Source organism: Pontivivens marinum (genome assembly GCF_900231835.1).
Taxonomy (GTDB): Bacteria; Pseudomonadota; Alphaproteobacteria; order Rhodobacterales; family Rhodobacteraceae; genus Pontivivens; species Pontivivens marinum.
This window is the reverse complement of sequence record NZ_OCTN01000001.1, coordinates 852,635-877,417: the sequence shown is the minus strand read 5'-3', so window position 1 is coordinate 877,417 and position 24,783 is coordinate 852,635. Positions and strand designations below refer to the sequence as shown.

Genomic DNA, 24,783 nt, shown 5'->3' with positions numbered 1-24,783 from the left:
GCGAAGGATCATTCTTGTGCTCATGCGGGTACTATAACGCGAAATACCGGAACGAAAACCCCGTAATTTACGCTGTGTTGTTTGGCGACATGGCGATCACCACGCGGGGCCGCTGAATTGTACTCATGACGCTAATTGTTATTGGCGAGGCGCCGTTTTGGGCGTAACGGAACATCATGCGTACTGTGACCCTAGACCAAGCGAAGGCCCTGCCTATTTGGGGCGGCCCTATCGCGTTGCTGATCCTGATGGCGGCGGCGATGCCGTTGGCGTTTTCCACGTGGAATGCCCTGCTGAATAATTTTGTGATCGAGGCGGCACAGTTCGACGGCTCCGATATCGGATGGCTGCAAACCGTGCGCGAGATCCCCGGATTTCTGGCCGTCGGTGTCATTGCGATCATCATTTATGTGCGCGAACAGATTTTGGGGCTGGTCAGTCTGATCATGCTGGGGGTCGCCGTGGCGATCACGGCCTATTTTCCGACATTTCAGGGGCTGTTGGTCACAACGCTGATCGGCTCCATCGGTTTTCATTATTACGAGACGGTCAACCAGTCCCTGCAATTGCAGTGGATCGATAAAAAACGCGCCCCCCAAATGCTGGGCTGGATTGTGGCTGTCGGATCGGGTGCGTCGCTGCTGGCCTATGGCCTGCTGGTTCTGGGATGGAAGAATTTCGGCTGGACATATGAGGCAGTATATCTGGTTGGCGGTGGTGCGACCGTTCTGCTAGCCCTGTTCTGCTTCGTTATGTATCCGCAATTTGAGAGCCCCAACCCTCAGATCAAGCGGATGGTCCTGCGCCGTCGCTACTGGCTGTATTACGCACTGCAATTCATGTCGGGCGCGCGTCGGCAAATCTTTGTCGTGTTCGCGGCGTTTATGATGGTCGAACGGTTCGGGTTCGAGGTTCACGAAGTCACCGGCCTGTTCATCGCCAACTATGTCGCCAACATGTTTTTCGCACCGATGATGGGCGGTTTCGTGCAGAAGTTCGGCGAACGCCGCGCCCTGATTGTCGAATATATCGGGCTGATCGGCATCTTTCTGGCCTATGGCGCGCTGTATTTCGCCAGTTGGGGCGATCTGAAATGGGGCGTTATGATCGCCGCTGGACTGTATGTGCTGGATCACTTGTTTTTCGCGCTGGCCTTTGCGTTGAAGACATATTTCCAAAAGATCGCTGATCCGGAGGATATTGCGCCAACCGCTGCCGTTGCCTTCACAATCAATCACATTGCTGCGGTCGGATTGCCGGCGGCTCTGGGTTATCTGTGGCTGACATCGCCTGCGGGTGTTTTCATCTTGGCCGCCGGATTTGCCTGTGTTTCCTTGATGCTGGCGCTGATGATCCCCCGGCATCCGGCAAAGGGGCATGAGACTGTGTTCGCGCCCCGCCTAACCCGCGCACCGGCGGAGTAATCCGGTGCCATCTTGCTGCGCGCGCGCGGCTTCCTATCTTCTGGTGCAAAGACAAGGGGAACCCAATGCTGTTTAGTCGTACAAAATCCACGATGGTCACTGCCGCTGATGCGTTGCCTGACAATGCACAGCCCGTAGCCACCGCCGAACATCACTTTATCAACGGTCGCCCATTGCAGGGACCGTTCCCCGAGGGGCTGCAAACAGCCATGTTCGGTATGGGCTGTTTCTGGGGTGTGGAGCGGATGTTCTGGAAGCTGGACGGCGTCTGGGTCAGCGCCGTTGGCTATGCCGGTGGATACACCAAAAACCCGACCTACCAGCAGGTTTGCACCGGTCAGACCGGCCATAACGAGGTTGTTCTGGTGCATTTCGATCCTGCGGTGATCTCATATGAGGATCTGCTCAAGATTTATTGGGAGGGGCACGACCCCACGCAGGGCATGCGGCAGGGCAATGATGCGGGTACGCAGTACCGGTCCGGCATCTATGTGTTCTCGGATGAGCAGCGTCAGGCCGCAGAGCAGTCAAAGGAAGCATTCGCCGTGCGCCTGACCGCAGCAGGCTACGGCGCTGTAACCTCTGAAATCGTGTACGCGCCGACGTTTTACTATGCCGAGGATTACCACCAGCAATATCTGGCAAAGAACCCCGCCGGATATTGCGGAATCGGTGGAACAGGCGTGACCTGTGCCATCGGAACAGGCGCGTAATATCCGGCGCTATTTAGATTCTTGCGGTAGGCGGGCTTGATTCAGCGCAGTCTGGGCCGCATACCGCGCTGAACCTGAACGAGGATATGTAGCATGACGACCTGGACAGCCCTGACGACGCTTGCCGGTGAAAAGCCGGGGCTGGCTCTCGCCGAAGCGATCGAAAACCTTGAGCCGACCCCAACCGGTGTTGGTGTTTTCGAAGTCGAAGATGGCTCCGGCCTATGGGAGGTCGGTGGCTATTTCACCGAAAAACCCGATGAGATCGGCTTGGCCCTGCTGGCCGCCGTGCATGGAGCCGCAGATTTCGCGGTGTCGAAACTGGATGATCGCGATTGGGTGGCACAGGTGCGACGTGAGCTGTCACCGGTGCCTGCTGGCCGGTTCCTTGTCCATGGCTCGCATGACCGTGGCGCCGCTGGAATCCACCAGATCTCGCTGGAGATTGACGCGGCCATGGCGTTCGGAACAGGGCACCATGATACAACGCTGGGCTGTTTGCTGTCCTTTGATGCGCTGCTGAAAACCGGACTGCGGGCGACGAATGTTGCGGATATTGGCGCTGGAACGGGCGTTTTGGCAATGGCCGCGGCCAAGGCATATCCGTGCCGTGCCATCGCATCTGATATTGATCCGGTTGCGACACAAACCGCGCAGGCCAATATGCGCTGGAACGGGCTGGGCGATCAGGTGGCTTGCGTGACCGCCGCTGGTTTCCGGCAGGCCCGCTTGCATGAACGTGCGCCCTATGATCTGGTCTTTGCCAACATCCTCGCCGGTCCACTGCGTAAGTTAGCGCCGCAAATGGCCGAGCATACCGAGCAAGGGTCGATCATCATCCTGTCTGGCATTCTGAACCGTCAGGCAACCGGCGTGGAGCGGACCTATCAGGGCTGGGGCTTTACCCGCCTCGACCGCCGCTCGATCGGGGAATGGACCACGCTGACATTGCTGCGTAGCTAATAAAAAAGGCCGCTCCGAACGGATCGGAGCGGCCTAAAGGAACAGCGCTGCCAGCGGTCAGAGAACGCGGCGCGACATGTTACGGGCGATGCGCTGGATATCGGCGCGCACGAGGCCCAGATCAGAAAGCTCACGATTAGAAAGACTGTTCAGGCTCTTTACCGTAGCGCGTGCGCGGGGGATCGCGCGAAGTTCGACAATCGCATGTTCGATGCTGGTCACAACCCGATAAACGAGGTCGGAGCCGATCGGCGCAAAGGCGGTGTTAACAGTCATAGTCATCGTGGTATTTCCTTGAATGGGATTTGGTGTTCCTTGGGTTGCGTGAAATTGCATTTGGCGTTTTCTGCGGCTTGCGACAAGAGGGAAAATGTACCCCGGACACGTCAAAATTTCCTTACCGCTGGCATCAGTGTGCATGACAAAATTATTGCGTCGTTTTGGGGTGATAGCGTGTCGCTAAAACCGCTTTTGATCTTTCGGGCTTGGTGGATGTTCTCGGTTCGTGCTAGGGCTTCCAATGTGCGGAAATGTGGAAGGTTTTGTGAATGCGCGTTCTTGGGATCGATCCTGGCCTACGCAAGATGGGATGGGGTATCATCGACGTGTCGGGAACGCGCCTTGCGCATGTCGCAAATGGCGTATGTACCGGTGATGGCACGGATTTAGCGAATCGCCTCTGCGCGCTGTTCGCGCAATTGCAGGTCGTTCTGGACGGCTACAAACCGGATTGCGCGGCGGTGGAGCATACCTTCGTGAACAAGGATGCCGCCGGTACGCTAAAGCTGGGACAGGCGCGGGCGGTTGCCCTGCTGGTTCCGGCGCAGGCGGGGTTGCCGGTTGCGGAATATGCGCCCAATCAGGTGAAGAAGGTGGTGGTCGGTGTCGGCCACGCGGCCAAGGCGCAGGTTGATCATATGGTCCGTCTGCAATTGCCCGGTGTTCAGATCGCCGGACCCGATGCGGCTGATGCGTTGGCCATTGCAATGTGCCATGCACATCATGCGCGCTTTGCCGGACGTTTAGATGCGGCAATCGCCCGCGCAGGAGGTTGAGATGATCGGCAAGATTTCAGGGCGGTTGGATTACCGCATGGGCGACCACGTTTTGATCGAGGCATCAGGCGTCGGCTATATCGTTCACTGCTCCGAGCGCACGCTGGCGGCGTTGCCGGTGGAGGGTAGCCACGTCGCGCTATATACCGAAATGGTGGTGCGTGAGGACCTGATGCAGCTCTACGGCTTTCTTACCTTGGCGGAGAAGGAGTGGCACAGGCTGCTGACCTCGGTTCAGGGTGTGGGGGCAAAGGCAGCGCTGGCGATCCTCGGCACATTGGGGCCGGAGGGGACCAGCCGCGCCATTGCGCTAGGCGACATTGCTGCGGTTAAGGCGGCGCAGGGCATCGGCCCCAAAATCGCGGCCCGCGTTGTCAATGAATTGCAGGACAAGGCACCCGCGATCATGGCGCTGGGGGCCAGTGGCGCGCGACGTGCGATGGCAGCTGCTCCGGTTGTGGCGACTCCGGTTGCAGACGCGCCAGTAATCGACACGGTGATTGATGAGGGACCGGCCAGCGATGGCTTGGCGCAGGCGGATGCCTTATCCGCGCTGGTCAATCTGGGCTACGCCCATGGTGAGGCCGCCAGCGCCGTCGCACAGGCCAGCGGTGAGGGCGGCGACGCAGGTGCGTTGATCAAGGCAGCGCTAAAGCTGTTGGCGCCCAAGGGATAGCTCCGCCCTTGTCCACGGCCTGCGCGGCTGCGACAACAGGATGAACCGATGAGCAGGCAAAACGCGCAATGACCGATCCGATTCCAATGACGCCGCAGGAACAGCCAGAGGACGCAGACCGCGCCCTTCGGCCCCAAACGCTTGAGGATTTCACGGGGCAAGCGGATGCCCGCGCTAACCTGCGCGTCTTTATCGAGAGCGCCCGACGTCGGGGCGAGGCGATGGATCACACGCTGTTTTACGGCCCGCCCGGGTTGGGTAAAACCACGCTGGCGCAAATTGTCAGCCGCGAGTTGGGCGTGAATTTCCGCATGACCTCGGGTCCGGTTCTGGCCAAGGCGGGCGATCTGGCCGCGATCCTGACCAATCTGGACGCCCGCGACGTTCTGTTCATTGATGAGATTCACCGCCTGAATCCGGTGGTTGAGGAAATCCTGTATCCCGCGATGGAGGATTTCGAGCTGGATCTGGTGATTGGTGAGGGGCCGGCCGCGCGCACTGTGCGGATCGACTTGCAGCCTTTTACCTTGGTCGGGGCCACCACGCGCTTGGGCCTGCTGACAACACCGCTGCGGGATCGTTTCGGCATTCCCACACGGCTGGAATTCTATACCGTGGATGAGCTGGTCAAGATTGTGGAGCGCGCGGCCAAGATGCTTGGCGCCCCCGCAACCCCCGGCGGCGCGCGTGAAATTGCCAGCCGCGCCCGTGGCACCCCGCGTATCGCGGGCCGTCTGCTGCGCCGCGTCGTGGATTTCGCGATTGTTGAGGGGGACGGAACCGTCACGCAGGAGCTTGCCGATCGGGCGCTAACACGGTTGAGTGTGGATGATCTGGGCCTTGATGGTGCGGATCGCCGCTACCTGCGCCTGCTGGCCGATAATTACGGTGGCGGTCCCGTGGGCGTTGAAACAATCGCCGCCGCATTAAGCGAGGCCCGTGACGCGATTGAGGAGGTGATCGAGCCGTTCCTGTTGCAACAGGGCCTGATTGCACGTACTCCGCGCGGCCGAATGCTGGCGCATAAGGCGTGGACGCATCTGGGCTTGGCACCACCACGCCGCCCCGATCAGTCCGACCTGTTTGATGCCGGTTCCAGAACCAACCTGCCGGAGTGATTGCCATGTCCGAACAACTCGACGTAACGCGCCTGTTCACCCGATCCGATGGCAGCTACGCCTTTGCCCGTTGGAACCGCCCCATCGCGCCGGTCGTGTTCGGGGTTGAGGATCAGACGGTCGCTTTGGTCAAGGATGCCCTGCAAGCGGTCGCCACATTGGCGAATATGCCGTTGGCGGAGACAGATCCGGAACTCGGCGCGAATATGATGTGGTTCTTTCTACGCGACTGGTCCGAGCTGACGGCCACGCCCGACCTGGATCAGTTGATTCCAGAGCTACCTGATCTGATCACGCGATTGCAGGCGGCTGGCGCGAACCAATACCGGATATTCCGCTTTGATCCTGATGGGGCAATTCGCGCGTGCTTTGTGTTTATCCGGATGGATGCGCAATTGGCGGATGTGCCTGCGGATACCTTGGCGCTTGGCCATGCGGTGCAATCAATCCTGCTATGGTCGGATACGGCGTTTGCACAGACATCCCCGCTGGCAATTGTGCAAACCGGCGGCCCTGCGGTGCTGCGTCCCGAAATTGCCGACGTGATCCGCGCGGGATATGCGGCGGCATTGCCCGCCCATGCGACAGATGCCAGTCATGCGCTGCGCCTACAGGCCCGATTGCCATCAGCAAGGCGCTAGCGTTGTTTGCTGTGGTGAAGAATGTTAGGCCCTAGTACGTAGATCAATCGGGACCGCAGCATGACCTATCGCACTCAGATCCGTGTCTATTACGAAGACACCGATATGGCGGGCATTGTCTATTACGCCAATTACCTGAAATTCCTGGAGCGTGGCCGCTCTGATGCTGTGCGTGAGGCAGGCATCAGCCAGCTTGATCTGCGTGATGCGGGGCTGGTTTTCGTCGTGCGTCGCGTGGAAATGGATTATAAACGCTCGGCCCGGTTCGAGGACATCCTGACAGTGCATACCGAGCTGGAGGATATGCGTGGTGCACGCTTTACCATGCCGCAATCGGTCTGGCGGGGTGAGGAGAAGCTCTTGGATGCGCGGATTGAGTGTGCTGTGATGGACCTATCGGGGCGGCCGGCGCGACTTCCGGCGGAAATCCGCCTTAAACTTGCCGAGTTCCTAGGCTAGGCGCCTGTGTAAGTTGAATTCTACGTGTCCCACCTGCGAGAAGCTTGCAAATGGGGCAAATAGGCTGAATTAGTTTGACAAAACGCGACCCGGATACCGGGCGCATCAATACGGGCGGCAGGCATATGGAAGCGGACGTAATAGGCGCGGCAAGCGAGATCGATTTTTCGTTGCTGGCACTGTTTCTACGGGCGACGATCACGGTCAAACTGGTGATGATCATGTTGATCGGCGCCTCTATCTGGTCGTGGACAATCATTATCGACCGCACAATGGCCTTCCGCCGTGTGCGCAGCGCGGATTCCGAGTTTGAGAGCACATTCTGGTCCGGTCGTATGTTGGATGAGATTCATTCGGATATTGATGGATCGCCAGATGCCCCAACCGCGACGATCTTTTCCGCCGGTATGGATGAGTGGACCAAAACCCAATCCAGCAAGGGGCTGCGCGCCGGTGCACAGCAACGTATCGATCGCGCCATGAATGTTGTTATCGCGCGTGAGAGTGAGCGCCTGAACCGTGGGCTTGGCTATCTGGCCTCGATCGGCGCGGTTTCACCCTTTATCGGCCTGTTCGGCACGGTCTGGGGGATCAAACACGCCTTTGAGGAAATCGCACTACAGCAATCCACCGATCTGGCCGTTGTGGCGCCCGGTATCGCGGAGGCCCTGCTGGCCACTGCACTGGGCCTGCTGGCCGCGATTCCAGCCGTTATTTTTTACAACAAGCTTAGCGCCGACAGTGACAGCATCGGTGGCGCGCATGAGAATTTCGCAGATGAATTCGCCATGATCCTGTCCCGACAGCTTGAACGTCGGGGGGAATGATCGATGGGTGCGGGAACGATCCAGCGATCTGGTGGGGGCGGGCGTCGTCGTAGACGGGGCCGCGCCGCCGCGATGAGCGAGATCAACGTGACGCCATTCGTGGACGTTATGCTGGTTCTGCTGATCATCTTTATGGTTGCAGCACCACTGCTATCCTCCGGCGTTCCGGTGCAATTGCCCGATACCGCCGCCGGTGCCTTGCCGCAGGAGGATGAGCGTCCCCTGACGTTGAGCCTGACGGCTGAGGGCGATGTTGTTCTACAGGACACGTCCATCGCGCGGGATGAGTTGATCCCACGTATGCGTGCGATCGCGGCGGAGCGGACCTCGAACGCGGTGTTCCTGCGCGCGGATGGCGCAATTCCCTATTCGCAGGTCGCACAGATCATGGGTGCGCTGAACAATGCGGGCTTTAATCAGATCAATCTGGTGACCAGCAATGGCGGACCTGATTTCGATGGTGCGGCCCCTGCCGCGCCGTCCGAGTGAGGGCGCGATGCGCAACGCCGTAAGGATATCTGCCGGGCTGCACGTCCTGCTGATTGCGGCGTCGCTGCTGAAATTGCCATGGCAAAGTGCTGAGATTGAGCCTGCGATCAGCATTGCGGAGGTCTCGATCCTCAGCGAATCCGAGTTTAATGCCGCAATCTCGCAGGCACCGCAGGTGGTGCCGATGGCAAATCTCAACAATCTGGCCGCGCCGAGCTTCGAGGATCTGGACGCTGCACGGCCTGATGATGAAATGGACGTTACGATCAACGATCTGGACGGGCCGGATGATCCTAGTGATGCGGATGCCGAGGCTGATTTGACCGCCGTTCTGGTGCGCAATCAGGTTGAGGTGGACAGCGATGTAACCTCGCTGGCTCCATCCCTGCCCGGTGCATTTGATACTGCGCTGGCCCCAACCACCAGCACTCCGGCGGAGCGACGCCCGCAATCGGTAGCGCGGCCTGCCGGAATTTCATCGCCACGTCCACAGGCGCCCAGCCTGCGCATCGACACAACCCCCGCCGCGCCCCCGCCTGAGGAGGCACGGCCCGACGAGGAAACCAACGAGGAAATCGAACTCAGCACTGAGGGCACGATCGAGCAGGAACCGCAGGAGGCCACCGCCCCTGAGGAAGCCGCGACCGAAATCGTGCCCGAGATTGCTGAGGATTTGCCCGAGCCGGAGCTCGCCCCCTTGGCCGAGGACCCGTTGGATGAGCTGGTTGCAGAGGCCCCTGAAACCGGCGCGCCGCTAACCTCCGCCCGTCCACAGGCACGGCCGGAGATTCGGGAACCTGAGCCTGAGCCGGTGCAAACTGCACAGACCGAACCGGAAACACCGCCCGCGGCAGCCGAGGAGCCTGCGTCAGAGCCAGCAAGCGAACCGGTTGCAGAACCAACGCAGACCGCCAGCAACGCCCCCGCATCCGGCCCGCCAATCGGATCCGGCCCGATTGATGCGGTTCGGCGTGGCATGGGCGATCACTGGAATATCAACTTTCAGGGCGTCGCAGGCTGGGAGACATTCATCGTCACCATGCGCTTCAACCTGTCGCCCGACGGGCAATTGGTTGGCGATCCGGAGCCAATTGTTCCGCAACGTATCGATGGTGGCTTTACTGTCGCCGCGCGCGATGCACGTAGTGCAATCATACGCGCCGCACGGGCCGGAGTTTTTGCCGCGTTGCCACGCGAAAGCTATGGCCGGTGGCAGACGATTGAGATGACATTCGATCCCGGACGGAACGCTGTTGGCTTTGGCTCATAGGTCAGACTTTGATTTTGGGGTATAAGAAGGTAGGCTTGGAACATGATTATTAGATTTCTAACGGCCCTTTTCCTAACGTTCGGCGCTGTTACGGCGTCGGCCCAGAATGCTCCGCTGCGGATCACAATCGACCAAGGCGTGATTGAGCCGATGCCATTCGCGCTGCCGAATTTCGTCGCGCGCGATGCGGCATCCTCTGAATTTGCCAGTCAGGTCTCGGCGGTAATCCTTGCCGATCTGTCCAATACGGGCCTGTTCCGTGCCATCCCGTCAGACGCGTTTATTTCGCAGGCGGTGGGCGTGGATATGCAGCCTACCTTTGGCGATTGGCAGATCATCAACGCGCAGGCGCTGATCGCGGGCAATGTCTCAACCGCTGCTGATGGCCGTCTGACGGTGGATATGAGGCTGTGGGATGTGTTCGGCTCAACTGAGGTTGGACAGGGCGTCAGCATGACGACAAACCCGCAAAACTGGCGGCAGGTTGCGCACCGGATTGCGGATGTCATCTATTCCCGCCTAACGGGCGAGGCCCCCTACTTCGATAGTGAGATCGTTTTCGTGTCCGAGTCCGGCCCCAAGAGCAATCGCGTAAAGCGTATTGCGATTATGGATCAGGACGGCGCGAATGTCCGCTTCATCACAGGCGGCGATGATCTGGTTCTGGCGCCACGGTTTGCACCAAATGGTCGCTCGGTTCTGTATACCAGCTACGCGACGGGCGCGCCTCAGGTGTATCTGCATGACCTTGCCACGGGCCAACGGCGACAGCTTGGTGGGGTTGAGGGGATGACCTTCGCACCCCGTTTTTCGCCAGATAGCAGCCATGTGATTTATAGCCAGACCAGCGGCGCGAATACCGATATCTATACGCTGGACCTGTCCACGCAGGCGCGTAATCGCCTGACCCGCAGTCCCGCGATTGACACCGCACCCAGCTATTCGCCAGATGGTCAGCGCGTGGTTTTTGAAAGCGATCAGGGCGGCAGCCAGCAATTGTATATTATGCCTGCGGGCGGTGGCGCGGCGCAGCGGATCAGCTTTGGCCAGGGGCTGTATGGCACTCCGGTATGGAGCCCGCGCGGCGACAAGATCGCCTTTACCAAACAGGTCAATGGCCGCTTCCATGTGGGCGTGATGAACGTCGATGGAACGGGTGAGCAATTGCTGACCGCATCCTTTCTTGACGAGGGCCCAACATGGTCACCGAACGGTCGTGTGTTGATGTTCTTTCGTGAAACGCCGGGGCCGTTGGGGGCGGCCTCGCTTGTGTCGGTCGATGTGACCGGTCGCAATCTGCGATACGTACAAACCCCGAGCGGAGCATCGGACCCGAACTGGTCCGCACTGCGCTCGAACTAAACAAATGGCCTAAAATCGGGCCGCATACAGGTAAGAGTAGAGGACAGCACTATGAAACTCATTCAGATCGTTGCCGCAGCAGTCGTCGCTGTTTCACTGGCAGCATGTACAGACGCAACGGATGGATCGGGCGGCGCCGGTTTGGGCGGGCTGACATCCGGTGTTGCACCTAGCAACGCGGTTGACCGTGGCTCGCTGGCCTATTTCACAGCGACGGTTGGTGATCGCGTGTTCTTTGACACCGCATCCAGCACGCTGAACACAGCAGCACAAAGCACGCTGAACCTACAGGCGCAGTGGTTGCAGCAATTCTCCGACCGCACGCTGACCCTGCAAGGGCACGCGGATGAGCGTGGAACCCGTGAATACAACCTCGCGCTGGGTGCGCGTCGTGCGCAGGCTGCATTTGACTATCTGGTTGCGCAGGGTGTTTCCCCATCGCGCATCAACACGGTCAGCTTTGGTAAAGAGCGCCCTGTTGAGCTGTGCTCGGATGAGAGCTGCTGGGCGGTCAACCGTCGTACTGTGACTGTCATCGCCGGCGGCGTTGGAAGCTGATAGCTAGGGGGCGCGGCCCATCCGGCCGCGCCTGTTCTTTGCCATAGGGGGCATATCATGCTGTTGCGTGGAATTCTGATCGCTGGACTTTCCTTTGCGCCGTTAACTGCGTTCGCGCAGGTTGATCCGCTGCAAAGCGTGCTGGACGGGGCTGAGGCCCCTGCGCAAACGCTTGAGGATCTGCGGTTGAGCCTGCAACGGCTGGATCAGGACCTACAGGAATTGCGCGGGCAGCTTGTCTCGACCGGTCAGGTTTCGCCCGGTGTTCCCTTTGACGCGGGCACATTGGCCCGCCTCGATTCGATGGAGGGGCGCATTCGCACCCTGACTGGTCAGGTTGAGCAGATTCAGTTCGAGGTCCGCCAAGTGGCCGAGGATGGTGGCCGCCGCATCGCCGATATGGATTTTCGCCTGACGGAGCTAGAGGGCGGTGACACGGCTTACGTTGCTCCGGCGACAAATCTGGGCGGTAACGCGGTCGGTACGACCACCACCACCACGCAAAGCGCGCCGCAGGTTGCGTTGACAGAGCAGGCCGGTTTCGACGCAGCGCAGGCGCTGCATGATTCCGGCGATTACGCGGGCGCGGTGACGGAGCTGGAGCGTTTCTTGGAAACCTTCCCCGGTGGTCCGCTGACCACGGATGCGCGCTATCTGATGGCGTTGAGCTATGAGCAGCAGGCGCAACCGCGCGCGGCGGCCATCAACTACCTCAACGCATTTTCTGCCGAACCAGAGGGCGAACATGCGCCCGATGCGTTACGTCGTTTGGCCGGCTCCTTGGGTCAAATCGGGCAGCAGACCGAGGCATGCCTGACCTATGACGAGGCGCTATCGCGTTTTTCGGGCGAGGGTGATGCATATCGCACCAGCATAGCCACGGCCAAACAGGCGCTTGGCTGCTTCTAATCTGATGCTCGATCTATCCGTCCTAGCGCAACGGCGTGATGGCCCGCTGGGGATCGCCGTCTCGGGCGGGGGTGATTCCGTTGCGCTGCTGCTATTGTTGCGAGAATGGGCGCAATCCACGGACCTAACCATTGCGACGGTGGATCATGGATTGCGTACCGAAAGCGCGGATGAGGCTGCGTGGGTCGCGGCCCTGTGCAAAAAGCTGAACCTGCCCCACTGCACGGTGAAATGGGCGCGCCCAGCGGAGATATCAGGAAATCTGGCGGAGCAAGCACGCGATGCCCGCCGCCAATTGCTTGCTGATTGGATCGTGACCGAGGGCGGGAATACCGTCTGCCTCGGCCATACGCAGGATGATGTCGCGGAAACCTTTCTAATGCGGCTGTCCCGAGGCTCAGGCCTGGATGGGTTGAGTGCGATGCGTGCGGTTAGCCAACGTGACGGTGTAACGTGGTTGCGGCCTATGTTGCAGGCTGGGCGGCAGGACTTGCGGGAATATTTGCGGTCGATGGGGCAGACATGGGTGGATGACCCGACGAATGAGGATGACAACTACGCCCGCGCCCGTACTCGGAAGGCACTGCGCGTGTTGCAAGATTTGGACATTGATCCGGCAAAGATCGCACAGACGGCACAGCGGCTGGAATCCAGCCGTGATGTGCTATCCGCCGAAACCGCGCAGTTGGCACGGCGATGCATACATCAAACGCACTATGGTGAGCTGATCCTGTCGCGGCTCGCCTTTGAGCAAGCGGCGCATGTCCTACAGGAACGGTTGCTGCGGGTGGTGATCGCGTATTTTGGTGGCGTTGCACATACCCCCCGTCAGCAGGCGGTGCGGCGTCTGCATGACTGTGTGATGTCGGGTGGGGCAACGACTCTGGCCGGCGTGCAGATGCGTGGCGATGGCGGAAAGTGCCACTTCTTTCGGGAGCCAGCGGCGGTTTCCCCCGCGATTACGCCACAACCCGCGGCGATCATCTGGGATCACCGGTGGATTATTTCGCCATTACGGGCCGATTGGCATGTCGCAGCACTAGGTGCCGCCGGTCTGTCGCAATGTGATACCCGCCCCAAGGGGTTGCGTGCCGTGGTCGCTGAAACACTCCCTGCGGTTTGGAATGGTGGTTCCTTGGTCGCGACACCTGTCCTGAAACCACGTGATGACATCACATTCCGGCAAAAACGCCTGTGATCTATAGGCGGCTGACATTGAATGCCTGACGGTGGAGGTCTATGTTGCTTTCCATAACACGGTAGCGCGGCATGAGGGTCGCGCAGGTGTGCGGGAGTATTCTGTTGGCCAACGGCAAAAATATTGCGTTCTGGGTTGTCTTATTTGTCCTAGTGATCGCGCTGTTCAATCTGTTCGAAGGGTCTTCGACATCGACGCGGGCAGGCATGCAACCCTATTCGACATTCGTCGATTCGGTTGAAGCTGGACGTGTTTCGAGCGTTACCATTGATGGTGAACGGGTAACCTATCTGATGGGTGAGGGCGGTACGGAGTTCCGGACCATTCGCCCCGTTGATGACAGCGAGCTTTTTGCCCAGTTGCGCGAAAACGATGTCGCGATTGAGGCTGAGGCACAGCAGCAAACCGGTTTGCTGGCCATGATCGGTCCTTTCCTGCCAATCCTGCTGCTAATCGGTGTGTGGATCTTCTTTATGAACCGCATGCAGGGCGGCGGTAAGGGCGGCGCAATGGGCTTTGGTAAATCCAAGGCAAAGCTGCTGACTGAAAAATCCGGCCGCGTCACCTTTGACGAGGTTGCCGGTATTGATGAGGCAAAGGACGAGCTGGAGGAAATCGTGGAATTTCTGCGCGATCCGCAGAAATTCTCGCGCCTTGGCGGTAAGATCCCTAAGGGCGCGCTGCTTGTCGGCCCTCCGGGTACTGGTAAAACACTGCTCGCCCGCGCGATCGCGGGTGAAGCAGGCGTGCCGTTCTTCACCATTTCCGGCTCCGATTTCGTCGAGATGTTCGTCGGTGTTGGTGCCAGCCGCGTGCGTGATATGTTCGAGCAGGCCAAGAAAAACGCCCCCTGCATCGTGTTTATCGATGAGATTGACGCAGTTGGCCGCTCGCGTGGCGCCGGTTATGGCGGCGGCAATGATGAGCGTGAGCAGACCCTGAACCAGTTGCTGGTTGAGATGGACGGTTTCGAGGCGAATGAGGGCGTGATCCTGATCGCTGCCACCAACCGCCCCGACGTTCTGGACCCTGCGCTGCTGCGCCCCGGTCGTTTTGACCGTCAGGTCCAGGTGCCAAACCCGGACATCAAGGGGCGCCAGAAAATCCTCGAAGTGCATTCGCGTAAGGTTCCACTGGGCCCCGACGTCGATTTGCGCGTGATTGCCCGCGGTACGCCCGGTTTTTCCGGTGCTGACTTGGCCAACCTCGTGAACGAAAGCGCCCTGATGGCGGCGCGCACCGGCAAACGGTTCGTCACGATGGAGGATTTCGAGAGCGCGAAGGATAAGGTGATGATGGGTGCGGAGCGCCGTTCCATGGTCATGACCGATGATGAGAAGAAGTTGACGGCCTATCACGAGGCTGGCCATGCCGTTGTCGGCCTGAACAGCCCGCTGCACGATCCGATCCACAAGGCGACGATCATCCCTCGCGGTCGCGCGCTGGGTCTGGTGTTGAGCTTGCCTGAGCGTGACCAGCTTTCCGTTAGCTACACCAAATATACGTCGATGATCGCAATGGCGATGGGTGGCCGCGTGGCGGAGGAACTGATCTTCGGTAAGGAGAACATCACCTCGGGCGCGTCATCGGACATCCAGCAGGCCACACGGATTGCCCGCGCAATGGTCACGCAATTCGGCTTCGCTGAGGAGCTGGGCTATGTCGATTACGCGAATGAGCAAAGCTCGTATCTGGGCAGCTATGGCGGCGGCACGAACCATTCGGGCCAGACGCAAAAGCTGATCGACGATAAGGTCCGTGAGATTGTGAACACCGGCTATGAAACCGCGCGTCGTATCCTGACGGAACGGGCGATTGATCTGGAGCGTTTGGCACAGGGTTTGTTGGAGTACGAAACTCTGACCGGTAACGAGATCACCAAGGTCATCAACGGCGAGGCGCTAAAGCGTGGCGGCGATGATGATGAAACGGATCAGGGCGGAACCCCCTCTGTCACCGCGATCCCCAAGGTGCAGAAGCCACGCAATACCGATGGCACAGGTGATCCTGAACCCCAGCCGTCCTGAGGATGGCTGCTACATCAAATGACTGGGACGCCGGAAGCTATGATCGCTTCCGGCGTTTGCGTTTGCGCCCTGCTATGGACCTGTTGGCCCAAGTGCCGACTGTGCCGGATGGCGATATCGTCGATTTGGGCTGCGGGTCAGGTGCTGCTGCGACAGCATTGCGTAAACGGTTTCCGAACCGTCGGCTGATAGGGATTGACCGCTCTCGGACGATGCTGGAGCAGGCCGAAGCGTTGGGTATCTATGATACTATGCATGAGGCGGACATCGCCCATTGGGCGCCGACCGACCCCGTCGCGCTGATCTTTAGCAACGCGGTTTTACATTGGCTGCCGGATCACGGGCCATTGCTGCGGCGGTTGCAGTCCATGCTGGTGGCTGGTGGGTCGCTGGCAATCCAAATGCCACGCCAGTTGGGGCGACCGTCCCATGATCTGATTTATCAAACCGCACATGCCATGTTTCCCGAGCGTTTCGACGGTGTGGTTCCCGTACAGGTTGCGCCGCCTACAGTGCTGCATCAAATGCTTGCGGCCTTTGGGTCAGTCACAGTTTGGGAAACCGAGTATTTGCAGCACTTGCCTGCATCGCAAATAGGTCATCCGGTTCGAATCTTTACGCAATCCACGGCTGCACGTCCTGTTTTGACAGAGCTGGACGCCGCTGATCAAAGCGCGTTTCTAACGCAATATGATGCGGCGCTGTTGGAGACCTATCCGCTGGACCGCGACGGTTGCGCGCTGATGCCCTTCCGGCGACAATTCGCCGTCCTGACCAAAGCTGGAGCCTGAGTCATGCCCGTTCTGATGCCGACCGAAATCACCGGTGAGGTGGTGTGGCTGGGCCTCGTCGCCAACCGCCGCGTGAAACTGTCCTCGGATCCGGTGCAGCGGGTGGAGGCGGAATTTTCGGGGCTGGTCGGGGAATACCATTCGGGCCTGATCCGCGAAAGCTGCTCGCGTGTTTCGTCGCAATACGCCGTGGGCACGCCGATCCGCAACACGCGGCAAATCTCGATCCTGTCGCAACAGGAATTGCAGGCCACAGCGGACAAGCTGGATTTGCAGGAGCTGCCCCCCGAATGGGTCGGCGCTAATATCATCCTGTCGGGCATTCCAGATCTGACGCAGATCCCCCCAGCCTCGCGCCTGATTTTTCAGCGCGGTGCCAGCCTCTGCGTGGATATGGAAAACGCCCCCTGCATCTGGCCCGCAAAGGAGATCGAGGGTCATAAACCCGGCCATGGTAAGGGGTACAAGGCCGCAGCCAAGGGACGTCGCGGCATCACCGCATGGGTTGAGGCGGAGGGCCTGATCGCATTGGGCGACATCGTTCGGCTGCATATCCCGCCACAGCGGATCTACAGCCACGCCACAGGGCAATTGCCCCTTTAAGAGGCCGTAGTTTCGCATAGGCGGCGTGGTGACCGGATCGTACCCCCGAAATTGCCGATTCATGGCAGAACCGCGCTCTGCATCCTTGCGAGGGCGATGATGTGCAGACAGAACATAGCGAACACTTCTGACGCGGGTCACGGACATGGCTAACGGGATAAACACTGCGATCACGCGCCCTGCGCGACAGTTTGACCGGTATCGCAGGTTGACGGCTTGGCGCCTGCGGGGCAGGACATGGCCCAAACAGGAGGATCGCACGTGACGCACCCGACGGATTGCAACTCGATGGCTGAACTTCGGCTGGGGATCGACGCGCTTGATCGGGAGCTGATCGCCCTGCTGACGCGCCGTGCCAGCTTTATCGACCGTGCGATTCAGCTAAAGCCTGCCGAAAACCTGCCCGCGCGCATTGATAATCGTGTGGAACAGGTCGTTTCCAATGTTCGCCATCTGGCCACACAGCAGGGGTTAGACCCCGCGCTGGCCGAGGATATCTGGCGCACTGTTATTGAGTGGTCCATTGCGCGGGAACAGCGCGTTCTGGGCGACTAAACCAAACCGAGGAGAGCGACATGACAGCTGACATTATCGACGGAAAGGCCTTTGCGGCCACAGTTCGGGGAAAAGTGGGCGAGCATGTCGCACGGTTAAAGGAGCAGGGCATCACGCCCGGTCTGGCCGTCGTTCTGGTGGGTGAGGATCCGGCGAGCCAAGTTTACGTGCGCAACAAGGGCAAGCAAACCCTTGAGGTCGGCATGGCCTCGTTCGAGCATAAGCTGGACGCCTCCACATCCGAGGAGGACCTGCTGGCGCTGATTGAAAAGCTGAACGCCGACCCTGCCGTGCACGGTATCCTGTGCCAACTGCCCGTCCCCGATCATATCAACGCGGATAAGGTGCTGGCCGCGATTGATCCGGCCAAGGATGTGGATGGATTCCATATCTCGAATGTGGGCCTGCTGGCGACAGGGCAAAAGGCAATGGTCCCCTGCACGCCGCTGGGCTGTTTGATGATGCTGCGCGACAAGCTGGGCTCGCTTTCCGGTCTGAATGCTGTGGTTGTCGGGCGCTCAAACATTGTGGGTAAGCCGATGGCGCAATTGCTGCTGCGCGACAGTGCAACGGTTACGATTGCCCATAGTCGGACCAAGGATATCGAGGCGCTGTGCCGCACCGCCGATATCGTGGTCGCCGCTGTTGGCCGCGCCGAAATGGTGAGCGCCGATTGGATCAAGCCCGGCGCGACCGTCATCGACGTAGGCATCAACCGCGTTCCAAATGGTGAGAAGACGCGCCTGGTCGGTGATGTTGATTTCGCCAGTGCGTCGCAGGTCGCGGGCGCAATCACGCCGGTCCCCGGTGGCGTTGGCCCAATGACGATTGCCTGCCTGTTGGCCAATACCGTGACGGCCTGTTGCCGTGCGAATGGCTTGGCGGAGCCTGAGGGCCTAACCGCTTAACGCATCTATAGGGATCGCGTGCTGCGGCGCACGGGTCATACGAACGGTTGCGTTGGGCTGTAACAGCCCGCGCAGCGCGGGATCGGTGACGTGCAGCCCCCCAGTATAGGTGCCAAAGGCCGGTAGGATCAGCCGGTGTTCATCCATCGCAAAGCAGGCGGAGGTCATCCTGCGCCCGCGCAGTTTCAGGCTCGCCTTCGGATGGTAATGCCCTGAAACCTCAGGCGTGGTGCTGTTCGGATCGGCGATGTGGCGAAACCATGCGGTGCCTATCTGAAGTTCGAACAGGTTTTCACCGCCCAGATCAGTGGCCGCAGGGTCGTGGTTGCCCTCGATCCAAACCCAACGCCGCCCATCCATCAGTGCTGAAATCTTGGTACGGCTGGTGTTGTCTAATGCCTGCACCGCGGCCATATCGTCGAAGCTGTCGCCCAGACAGATGACCGTTTCGGGCGCGTGGCGCTCAATCTCATCTTGTAAGCGATCCAGCGTGGCCAGCGTTTCATAGGGCGGCAGCAATGCGCCGCCCCGTCTTGCCATACGTTCCGATTTACCCAGATGTAGATCGGATACGCACAACATTGACCGCGCCGCGCACCACAATGCGCCACTGCCCAATGCTGTCAGCGTTAAATCCGCGAAGGAAAAATCCGCCTGCGCCATAGATTACAGGGCGATCCGTCGCATAGAAGTCAGCGCCCCATCGCCCTGCGCCTTGATCCGGTCGCAGGCCAGATCGAATGGCTCCAATACGGTGGCCATCGCAAAGGCATTCGCGTGCAGCAGCGTTTTATCATCGACCAACACGCCGACATGCCCCTTCCAAAAGGCCAGATCACCGCGCTGCAATCCGGCGGTCGGGTCGATCTGCTGACCCAATGCGCCCTGCTGCATGTCACTGTCGCGCAGGCACTCCTGCCCGATGGCTTGCAATGCAATCTGGATCAAGCCGGAACAATCGATTCCTGACGGTGTGCGTCCGCCCCACAGATAGGGCGTGTTGATGAACAGTTCCGCAATGGCAACCCAGTCGCCACCGGGCAGGGCTTCGGACAGATGGCGGCCGGGAACCCAACCACCGGTGCTCAGCTCCAGCCACTTACCCTCCTGTCCCACAACGGTAACAGCGGCGAGCATTGGCAGCATGTCAAAGGGGCGGGTTTTCAGGTCCGGCTCTGGATAGCAATGCGTCATCAGGGCGGTAACGTGATGGGTCGGCGCCTGTACCGGTTCCAGCATGAAGTTCGGAACCCAACCGACATAGCCGTCCTGCTGCGCCTGACCCCATGCTAGGCCGGTATCGTCGTCAACATCATAGACGGTGAAGATCTCGCCACTCAGCAACTGCGATGTCAGGCCCGCCTCTGGATCCGCCTGCGCGGTCATCGGCGCGGTGGATGTAGCGACCATCCGGTCCTGACCAGTGACGAATTTGGCGGCCTCAACCTGCCCCTGCAAATGTGCGGCGGCTATATCAGGGCGGGCAGGGGTCAGGCGGGGATCGAAGCTCATTGGTAGCGCCTTTCGATGACATTTAGCAGGGCGCGGATGCCTTGGTTGGCTCCGCCCTTGGGTCGGGCCGGTTTTGCCACAGGGGTCCAGCCGAAAATATCGAAATGGGCAAAGCTACCCGCATTTTCAACAAACCGCCGCAGGAACAGTGCGGCGGTGATCGCGCCTGCCATGCCACCTGCGGGTGCGTTGTCCAGATCGGCGATGCCGGGCTCAATCATCGGCTCATATGGCTCCCAGAACGGCATGCGCCACAGGGGGTCGTGCGCCTGAATCGCGGCGCAATCAATCATGGCGGCCAGCGCGGGATCATCGGTGAAATAGGGCGGCAGGTCTGGCCCCAATGCGACCCGTGCAGCACCGGTTAGCGTGGCCATGCACAGCAGCAGATCGGGCTTTTCCTCATCCGCGAGGGCCAGCGCATCGGCCAGCACCAGACGTCCCTCAGCATCGGTGTTGTTAATCTCAACGGTCAGCCCTTTGCGGCTGTGCAGGATGTCACCGGGGCGGAAGGAATTGCCGGATACCGAATTTTCAACCGCAGGCACCAGCAGGCGCAATCGAACCGGCAGGTTCAGCGCCATAATCATATGGGCTAGGCCGATTGTGTTGGCGCTGCCGCCCATGTCCTTTTTCATCAGGCCCATCGACGCACCGGGTTTCAGGTTCAACCCGCCAGTGTCAAAGCAAACCCCCTTGCCGACCAGCGTAACCTTGGGCGCGTCCTCATCACCCCAGCGCAGGTCCAGCAGCCGTGGCGCAACCGCTGCGGCGCGTCCGACGGCGTGGATCATGGGGAAGTTCGCGTCCAGCAGGGCGTCACCCTTGGTCACTGCAAAATCGGCCCCGTGCGTGTCGGCAAGTGCGCGGATGGCAGCCTCCAGATCATCGGGGTTCATATCCGAGGCAGGCGTATCGATCAGCCGCTGAGCCAGTGTTGCGCCATGGGCGATGATTTCCAGCCGCGCGGCGTCGCACCCATCGGGGCAGATCAGCGCCGCCCCCTGCGATTTAGGCTTAACGTAGCGATCAAACTTATATCCGCTCAACAACCAGCCAAGCGCCTGTTCATCGGCGTCGAAATCCTCAGGAGTATTGGCAATGCGGTAGGTTCCGACCGGCAGTTGGGTCGCGTATTGGGCAAACAGCATACGTCCCCGCGCCCGAGCAGAGCCAGTGCCCCACCCGACCAACGCGGCCGTAATCTGTCCATCCTCATCCGGAATCAGGCAATGTGTTCCCAGTGCGCCTGTAAACGTGGTCGCATTGACCCAATTGCGCTGCTGCTTGGTCAGTGGCACGCTATCCGTCGCGCCCTTTGCCACAACATGCAGATCAATTGCTGTGCTTGAATCGGTTGCAAATTTCAAAGTCATCTCAAATGCCGCTCCGCCATTAGGTGGGCGAAGACTATGCACTGTACCGCAGGGTGTCACGCCCCGACGCGGATTAGATCAGACCCCGTCGCCACCCAAACGAACCAGCGTAAACAGCGAATCCTCGCCCAGCCGAACCAGTCGCGCCGTAACCGCGCCGATTGCTGTTTCGTCGCGCAGGGCCAGCACCTCACACAGATCCGAGGCAACCACACTCATCCGTAGCAGACCGATCCGTGTGGTCAGTCCGATCAGCGTGCGCGCGGCATTGGTTGCTGTCTCGAAATCATCGGCCCGCACGGCGCGCTCCAGTTTTGCGAGGCGCGTCGTGATCTGATAGATCGCATCCTCGACCATTTCCTGACATCGCAGCGTGCCCAGACTTTGCTGTAACCCCATTACAGCCGTCGTATCCACAAGCGCAGATTCCTGCGCCGTGATACGGATCACTTGATCCTGCATCACTTAGCTCCATGTTTACCCATTATTGGCACGTTAATTGGCTGCAATTGCGACCGGACAACATGCCCCACCGATAAGCAAACGCGCTGATGCGTTGAATCGTTGCGTCGGCATCTGTAATGCTGACTTCACAGTTAATATCGGGGAACGAAATGCATCGTATCAAAGTCTTGCCAAACTATCTGACAAAACGGCTTGAGCGGTGGCGTGCGACCACGTTTGACGACAACCGCGAGTGGTTTTCGCATTTGGCGCAGCACGGCCAGCACCCGCGGGCAATGTTCATTTCGTGCTGTGACAGTCGCGTTGACCCTGTTGCAATGTTCGAGGGTGAGCCGGGCGACTTTTTCCTCGTGCGTAACGTGGCCAACCTTGTTCCGCCCTATGCGCCGGATAGCGAACTGCACGGCACATCCGCCGCGATCGAATATGCGGTTACGGTTCTGGGCGTCAGCCACATCGTGGTTATGGGCCATTCCGGCTGTGGCGGTGTTGAGGCATGTTACGAGAAATGTGAGGGGAACCCCGCAGATTGGGAGGAGCAAACCAGCTTCGTCAGTCGCTGGATGGATATCCTCGTCCCGGGATATGACCGGATCAAGGATCACGAGGGTGATCGCGGCGAACGCCTCAGCGCATTGGGGCATGAGGGGATCAAGGTCAGCCTGGAAAACCTGCTGACCTTCCCGTTTGTCAGTGATGCCGTGACGGACGGCAAATTGGCGCTGCACGGCGTGTGGACCGATATCGCATCGGGCGATCTGCATGCATATGACGGCGCGGCTGAGGAATTCCGCTCCGTCTAATGATAGGTGTTGCCGTCATGGCGCAGCACGCGCGCACCGGCATTGCTCCAGATAATGATATCGCGGTAGGCGCCATTGGTGCTTGCCGCGATTTCAGGTGTCCCCTGTGCTGTCACATCCGCTAGAATCGTGGCGTTGGGGGCGGTGATGCTGACAATCCATGTGCGGCATCCATCGGCGGCACAGAATTCCGCGCCCTCACCCTGAACGATGACCTCTGGTATCTCATCCCCGTTCAGATCGGTCAGTCCTGCGGCCAGCCCGTCAATCGAGATGTCCAATTGCTGCGCCACAGCCTCCAACGCGATGACGGCCTCCCCCGCAGGACCGGGCGATCCGGGAACAACACCGACGAAATCAAACTCATCCGCCTGCCATGAGGTTGCCTGGGGCAGGTCGAACACCTCGCCATAGATCAGGCCCTCCAGCTCATCGTGGTAACTAGCACCGTCGAATTTGTGGACGATGTCGGCGAACCCCTCACCATGGGCCACCAGATCGGGCCAGCCCATGGAATAGGACCCCGCGACAGTCACCGCGCCCTCGGCCGCGAGGATGATTTGCCAGTCATCCTCCTCGGTCCTGTGCAGCGCCCATAGCAGGCAGTTTTCTTCACAAAACACACCGGGCAGGGCAAAAGTGATCAGAGTGTCGTCGCCCATCCCGCCCAGATCACAGCGGGCAAAGCCAAAGGCATCATCTATGGCGATATTTTCGGATGTCAGTACGGCTTGCTCCGGCACGAATAGGCGGGCAAAGCCGTCTTGTTCCGCTGCGGTTAGGTCGGCAAAGCCCAGCGTCGCGCGCAGGTCTTCCCCCGGTGCACAGGCCATGGCCGTACCGGCGCTGAGCATCATGCCCATGGTCATACTGATAATACGGTAAGTTTGCATAATGGCCCCCAGCCTGCGGCGGTGGCATCCATCCCCCGCCTGACTGGCAGAGGATGGCAGAACCGGACGCATCCGGCAAATGGGTCTGGATCAGCCCTTTTTCAGGACACGACGTCCCAGCAGCTCGGCGATCTGGACTGCGTTCAGGGCAGCACCCTTGCGCAGGTTGTCCGAAACGCACCAGAAGTTCAGGCCGTTATCAACTGTGCTGTCCTGACGGATGCGGCTGATATAGGTCGCATATTCGCCAACGCATTCGATAGGTGTGATGTAGCCACCATCTTCGCGCTTATCGATCACCATGATGCCGGGCGCCTCACGCAGGATGTCGCGTGCTTCGTCCTCGTCCAGAAAATCCTCGGTCTCAACGTTGATGGATTCCGAATGACCGACAAAGACAGGAACACGCACGCAGGTCGCTGTGACCTTGATGCTCTTGTCGATGATTTTCTTGGTCTCGGCGACCATCTTCCATTCTTCCTTGGTCGAGCCATCGTCCATGAAGACATCGATATGGGGAATCACGTTAAAGGCGATCTGCTTGGGGTAAACCGATGGCTCACGCTCCTGCCCCGGAACATACATGCCCTTGGTCTGCATCCACAGCTCGTCCATCGCCTCCTTGCCCGAGCCGGAAACCGACTGGTAGGTGCTGACCACAACCCGCTTGATCGTGGCGCGATCGTGCAATGGCTTTAGCGCGACAACCATCTGCGCGGTCGAGCAGTTGGGGTTCGCGATGATGTTCTTCTTGGAATAACCCTCGATTGCGTCGGGGTTTACCTCAGGCACGATCAGGGGCACATCCGGGTCGTAGCGGTACAACGAGGAGTTATCGATGACGACACAACCTGCCTTGGCAGCGATTGGTGCGTATTTCTTCGTCGCGTCCGAGCCAATGGCGAACAGCGCCATGTCCCAACCAGTGAAATCGAACGTGTCGAGATCCTGAGTCTTGAGAGTTCGCTCCCCAAAGGCGCATTCTGTGCCGAGGCTTTTCCGGCTGGCTAGCACGGCAAGCTCATCCACGGGGAATTCGCGCTCAGACAAGATGTTGAGCATTTCGCGGCCCACGTTACCCGTGGCTCCGACTACGGCGATCCTATAACCCATCTCCCTTTGACTCCTGATAAGGGTTTTCAAACAGGGGCGTCATAATCCATTGGCGCGCAAAAGGGAAATGGCGAT

Annotated in this window: 28 protein-coding genes; 21 read left to right on the top strand and 7 right to left on the bottom strand. The window is 59.6% G+C overall.

Annotated elements, in window-relative coordinates:
* Positions 1–176: 176 nt before the first annotated feature.
* The 3 genes from CR254_RS04415 to CR254_RS04405 all read left to right on the top strand — a co-directional run bounded on the left by CR254_RS04415 (position 177) and on the right by CR254_RS04405 (position 3,100).
* Positions 177–1,424 (top strand): MFS transporter, encoded by a 1,248-nt coding sequence (locus CR254_RS04415; RefSeq protein ID WP_097928574.1) that lies wholly within the window; start codon positions 177–179, stop codon positions 1,422–1,424.
* A 65-nt stretch (positions 1,425–1,489) separates the two neighbouring features.
* A complete protein-coding gene (gene msrA, locus CR254_RS04410; RefSeq protein ID WP_097928573.1) occupies positions 1,490–2,137 on the top strand; it encodes a peptide-methionine (S)-S-oxide reductase MsrA in 648 nt (215 codons plus the stop codon).
* Positions 2,138–2,230: 93 nt separating this feature from the next.
* Positions 2,231–3,100 (top strand): 50S ribosomal protein L11 methyltransferase, encoded by an 870-nt coding sequence (locus CR254_RS04405; protein WP_097928572.1) that lies wholly within the window; start codon positions 2,231–2,233, stop codon positions 3,098–3,100.
* A 57-nt stretch (positions 3,101–3,157) separates the two neighbouring features.
* Here the strand turns inward: CR254_RS04405 and CR254_RS17830 are convergent, their stop codons facing one another.
* Positions 3,158–3,382: a DUF1127 domain-containing protein gene (locus tag CR254_RS17830; RefSeq protein ID WP_219617974.1), complete on the bottom strand. Its 225-nt coding sequence runs from the start codon at positions 3,380–3,382 to the stop codon at positions 3,158–3,160.
* A 266-nt stretch (positions 3,383–3,648) separates the two neighbouring features.
* Between CR254_RS17830 and ruvC the strand changes: the two genes are divergently transcribed.
* The 17 genes from ruvC to folD all read left to right on the top strand — a co-directional run bounded on the left by ruvC (position 3,649) and on the right by folD (position 18,546).
* The gene (ruvC, locus tag CR254_RS04395) at positions 3,649–4,155 is read left to right on the top strand and encodes a crossover junction endodeoxyribonuclease RuvC (RefSeq protein WP_097928570.1); all 507 of its coding nucleotides are present in this window, start codon (positions 3,649–3,651) and stop codon (positions 4,153–4,155) included.
* A gap of 1 nt (position 4,156) precedes the next feature.
* On the top strand, positions 4,157–4,831 hold the full coding sequence (gene ruvA, locus CR254_RS04390) for a Holliday junction branch migration protein RuvA (RefSeq protein WP_097928896.1): 675 nt from the start codon (positions 4,157–4,159) through the stop codon (positions 4,829–4,831).
* Positions 4,832–4,899: 68 nt separating this feature from the next.
* Positions 4,900–5,949 carry a Holliday junction branch migration DNA helicase RuvB gene (ruvB, locus tag CR254_RS04385; protein ID WP_097928569.1) on the top strand — a complete coding sequence of 350 codons (1,050 nt, stop codon included), beginning with the start codon at positions 4,900–4,902 and terminating at the stop codon, positions 5,947–5,949.
* Between the two features lie 5 nt (positions 5,950–5,954).
* A complete protein-coding gene (locus tag CR254_RS04380) occupies positions 5,955–6,590 on the top strand; it encodes a hypothetical protein (protein ID WP_097928568.1) in 636 nt (211 codons plus the stop codon).
* A gap of 60 nt (positions 6,591–6,650) precedes the next feature.
* Positions 6,651–7,049: a tol-pal system-associated acyl-CoA thioesterase gene (ybgC, locus tag CR254_RS04375; RefSeq protein WP_097928567.1), complete on the top strand. Its 399-nt coding sequence runs from the start codon at positions 6,651–6,653 to the stop codon at positions 7,047–7,049.
* 125 nt (positions 7,050–7,174) lie between these two features.
* Complete coding sequence (tolQ, locus tag CR254_RS04370; RefSeq protein ID WP_097928566.1) at positions 7,175–7,876, top strand: protein TolQ; 702 nt, start codon at positions 7,175–7,177, stop codon at positions 7,874–7,876.
* Positions 7,877–7,879: 3 nt separating this feature from the next.
* Positions 7,880–8,365 (top strand): ExbD/TolR family protein, encoded by a 486-nt coding sequence (locus CR254_RS04365; protein ID WP_097928565.1) that lies wholly within the window; start codon positions 7,880–7,882, stop codon positions 8,363–8,365.
* The gene (tolA, locus tag CR254_RS04360) at positions 8,316–9,635 is read left to right on the top strand and encodes a cell envelope integrity protein TolA (protein ID WP_097928564.1); all 1,320 of its coding nucleotides are present in this window, start codon (positions 8,316–8,318) and stop codon (positions 9,633–9,635) included. Before CR254_RS04365 ends, tolA begins: the two co-directional genes overlap by 50 nt.
* A gap of 42 nt (positions 9,636–9,677) precedes the next feature.
* Positions 9,678–10,997: a Tol-Pal system beta propeller repeat protein TolB gene (gene tolB / locus CR254_RS04355; RefSeq protein WP_097928563.1), complete on the top strand. Its 1,320-nt coding sequence runs from the start codon at positions 9,678–9,680 to the stop codon at positions 10,995–10,997.
* Positions 10,998–11,048: 51 nt separating this feature from the next.
* Positions 11,049–11,555, top strand: a complete 507-nt coding sequence (gene pal / locus CR254_RS04350; RefSeq protein WP_097928562.1) for a peptidoglycan-associated lipoprotein Pal — start codon at positions 11,049–11,051, stop codon at positions 11,553–11,555.
* Between the two features lie 57 nt (positions 11,556–11,612).
* Positions 11,613–12,464, top strand: coding sequence for an outer membrane protein assembly factor BamD (gene bamD, locus CR254_RS04345; RefSeq protein WP_097928561.1), 852 nt, complete (start codon positions 11,613–11,615; stop codon positions 12,462–12,464).
* Between the two features lie 4 nt (positions 12,465–12,468).
* A complete protein-coding gene (gene tilS / locus CR254_RS04340) occupies positions 12,469–13,662 on the top strand; it encodes a tRNA lysidine(34) synthetase TilS (RefSeq protein WP_097928560.1) in 1,194 nt (397 codons plus the stop codon).
* A gap of 104 nt (positions 13,663–13,766) precedes the next feature.
* Positions 13,767–15,689 (top strand): ATP-dependent zinc metalloprotease FtsH, encoded by a 1,923-nt coding sequence (ftsH, locus tag CR254_RS04335; RefSeq protein ID WP_097928559.1) that lies wholly within the window; start codon positions 13,767–13,769, stop codon positions 15,687–15,689.
* A gap of 2 nt (positions 15,690–15,691) precedes the next feature.
* Positions 15,692–16,480 carry a methyltransferase domain-containing protein gene (locus CR254_RS04330; protein WP_097928558.1) on the top strand — a complete coding sequence of 263 codons (789 nt, stop codon included), beginning with the start codon at positions 15,692–15,694 and terminating at the stop codon, positions 16,478–16,480.
* A gap of 3 nt (positions 16,481–16,483) precedes the next feature.
* Positions 16,484–17,083 (top strand): MOSC domain-containing protein, encoded by a 600-nt coding sequence (locus CR254_RS04325; RefSeq protein WP_097928557.1) that lies wholly within the window; start codon positions 16,484–16,486, stop codon positions 17,081–17,083.
* Between the two features lie 288 nt (positions 17,084–17,371).
* Positions 17,372–17,638, top strand: a complete 267-nt coding sequence (locus CR254_RS04320) for a chorismate mutase (protein WP_245851373.1) — start codon at positions 17,372–17,374, stop codon at positions 17,636–17,638.
* 20 nt (positions 17,639–17,658) lie between these two features.
* Positions 17,659–18,546: a bifunctional methylenetetrahydrofolate dehydrogenase/methenyltetrahydrofolate cyclohydrolase FolD gene (folD, locus tag CR254_RS04315; RefSeq protein ID WP_097928555.1), complete on the top strand. Its 888-nt coding sequence runs from the start codon at positions 17,659–17,661 to the stop codon at positions 18,544–18,546.
* On the opposite strand, the gene pdeM is transcribed toward folD, so the two are convergent.
* From pdeM to CR254_RS04295, 4 genes are all read right to left on the bottom strand, one after another.
* Entirely contained in the window at positions 18,535–19,209 is a 675-nt protein-coding gene (gene pdeM, locus CR254_RS04310) for a ligase-associated DNA damage response endonuclease PdeM (RefSeq protein ID WP_097928554.1), read from the bottom strand. The two genes, folD and pdeM, sit on opposite strands and share 12 nt — an antisense overlap.
* A gap of 3 nt (positions 19,210–19,212) precedes the next feature.
* Positions 19,213–20,058 (bottom strand): C40 family peptidase, encoded by an 846-nt coding sequence (locus CR254_RS04305; RefSeq protein WP_097928553.1) that lies wholly within the window; start codon positions 20,056–20,058, stop codon positions 19,213–19,215.
* On the bottom strand, positions 20,055–21,434 hold the full coding sequence (locus tag CR254_RS04300; RefSeq protein ID WP_097928552.1) for a leucyl aminopeptidase family protein: 1,380 nt from the start codon (positions 21,432–21,434) through the stop codon (positions 20,055–20,057). The genes CR254_RS04305 and CR254_RS04300 overlap by 4 nt, the downstream gene beginning before the upstream one ends.
* Before the next feature lie 78 nt (positions 21,435–21,512).
* Positions 21,513–21,896, bottom strand: a complete 384-nt coding sequence (locus tag CR254_RS04295; RefSeq protein WP_097928551.1) for a hypothetical protein — start codon at positions 21,894–21,896, stop codon at positions 21,513–21,515.
* A gap of 152 nt (positions 21,897–22,048) precedes the next feature.
* Here CR254_RS04295 and CR254_RS04290 point away from each other — a divergent pair, with 152 nt between their 5' ends.
* A complete protein-coding gene (locus tag CR254_RS04290) occupies positions 22,049–22,702 on the top strand; it encodes a carbonic anhydrase (protein WP_097928550.1) in 654 nt (217 codons plus the stop codon).
* On the opposite strand, the gene CR254_RS04285 is transcribed toward CR254_RS04290, so the two are convergent.
* Complete coding sequence (locus CR254_RS04285; protein WP_097928549.1) at positions 22,699–23,595, bottom strand: hypothetical protein; 897 nt, start codon at positions 23,593–23,595, stop codon at positions 22,699–22,701. The two genes, CR254_RS04290 and CR254_RS04285, sit on opposite strands and share 4 nt — an antisense overlap.
* 90 nt (positions 23,596–23,685) lie before the next feature.
* Entirely contained in the window at positions 23,686–24,708 is a 1,023-nt protein-coding gene (locus CR254_RS04280; RefSeq protein ID WP_097928548.1) for an aspartate-semialdehyde dehydrogenase, read from the bottom strand.
* Positions 24,709–24,783 lie beyond the last annotated feature (75 nt).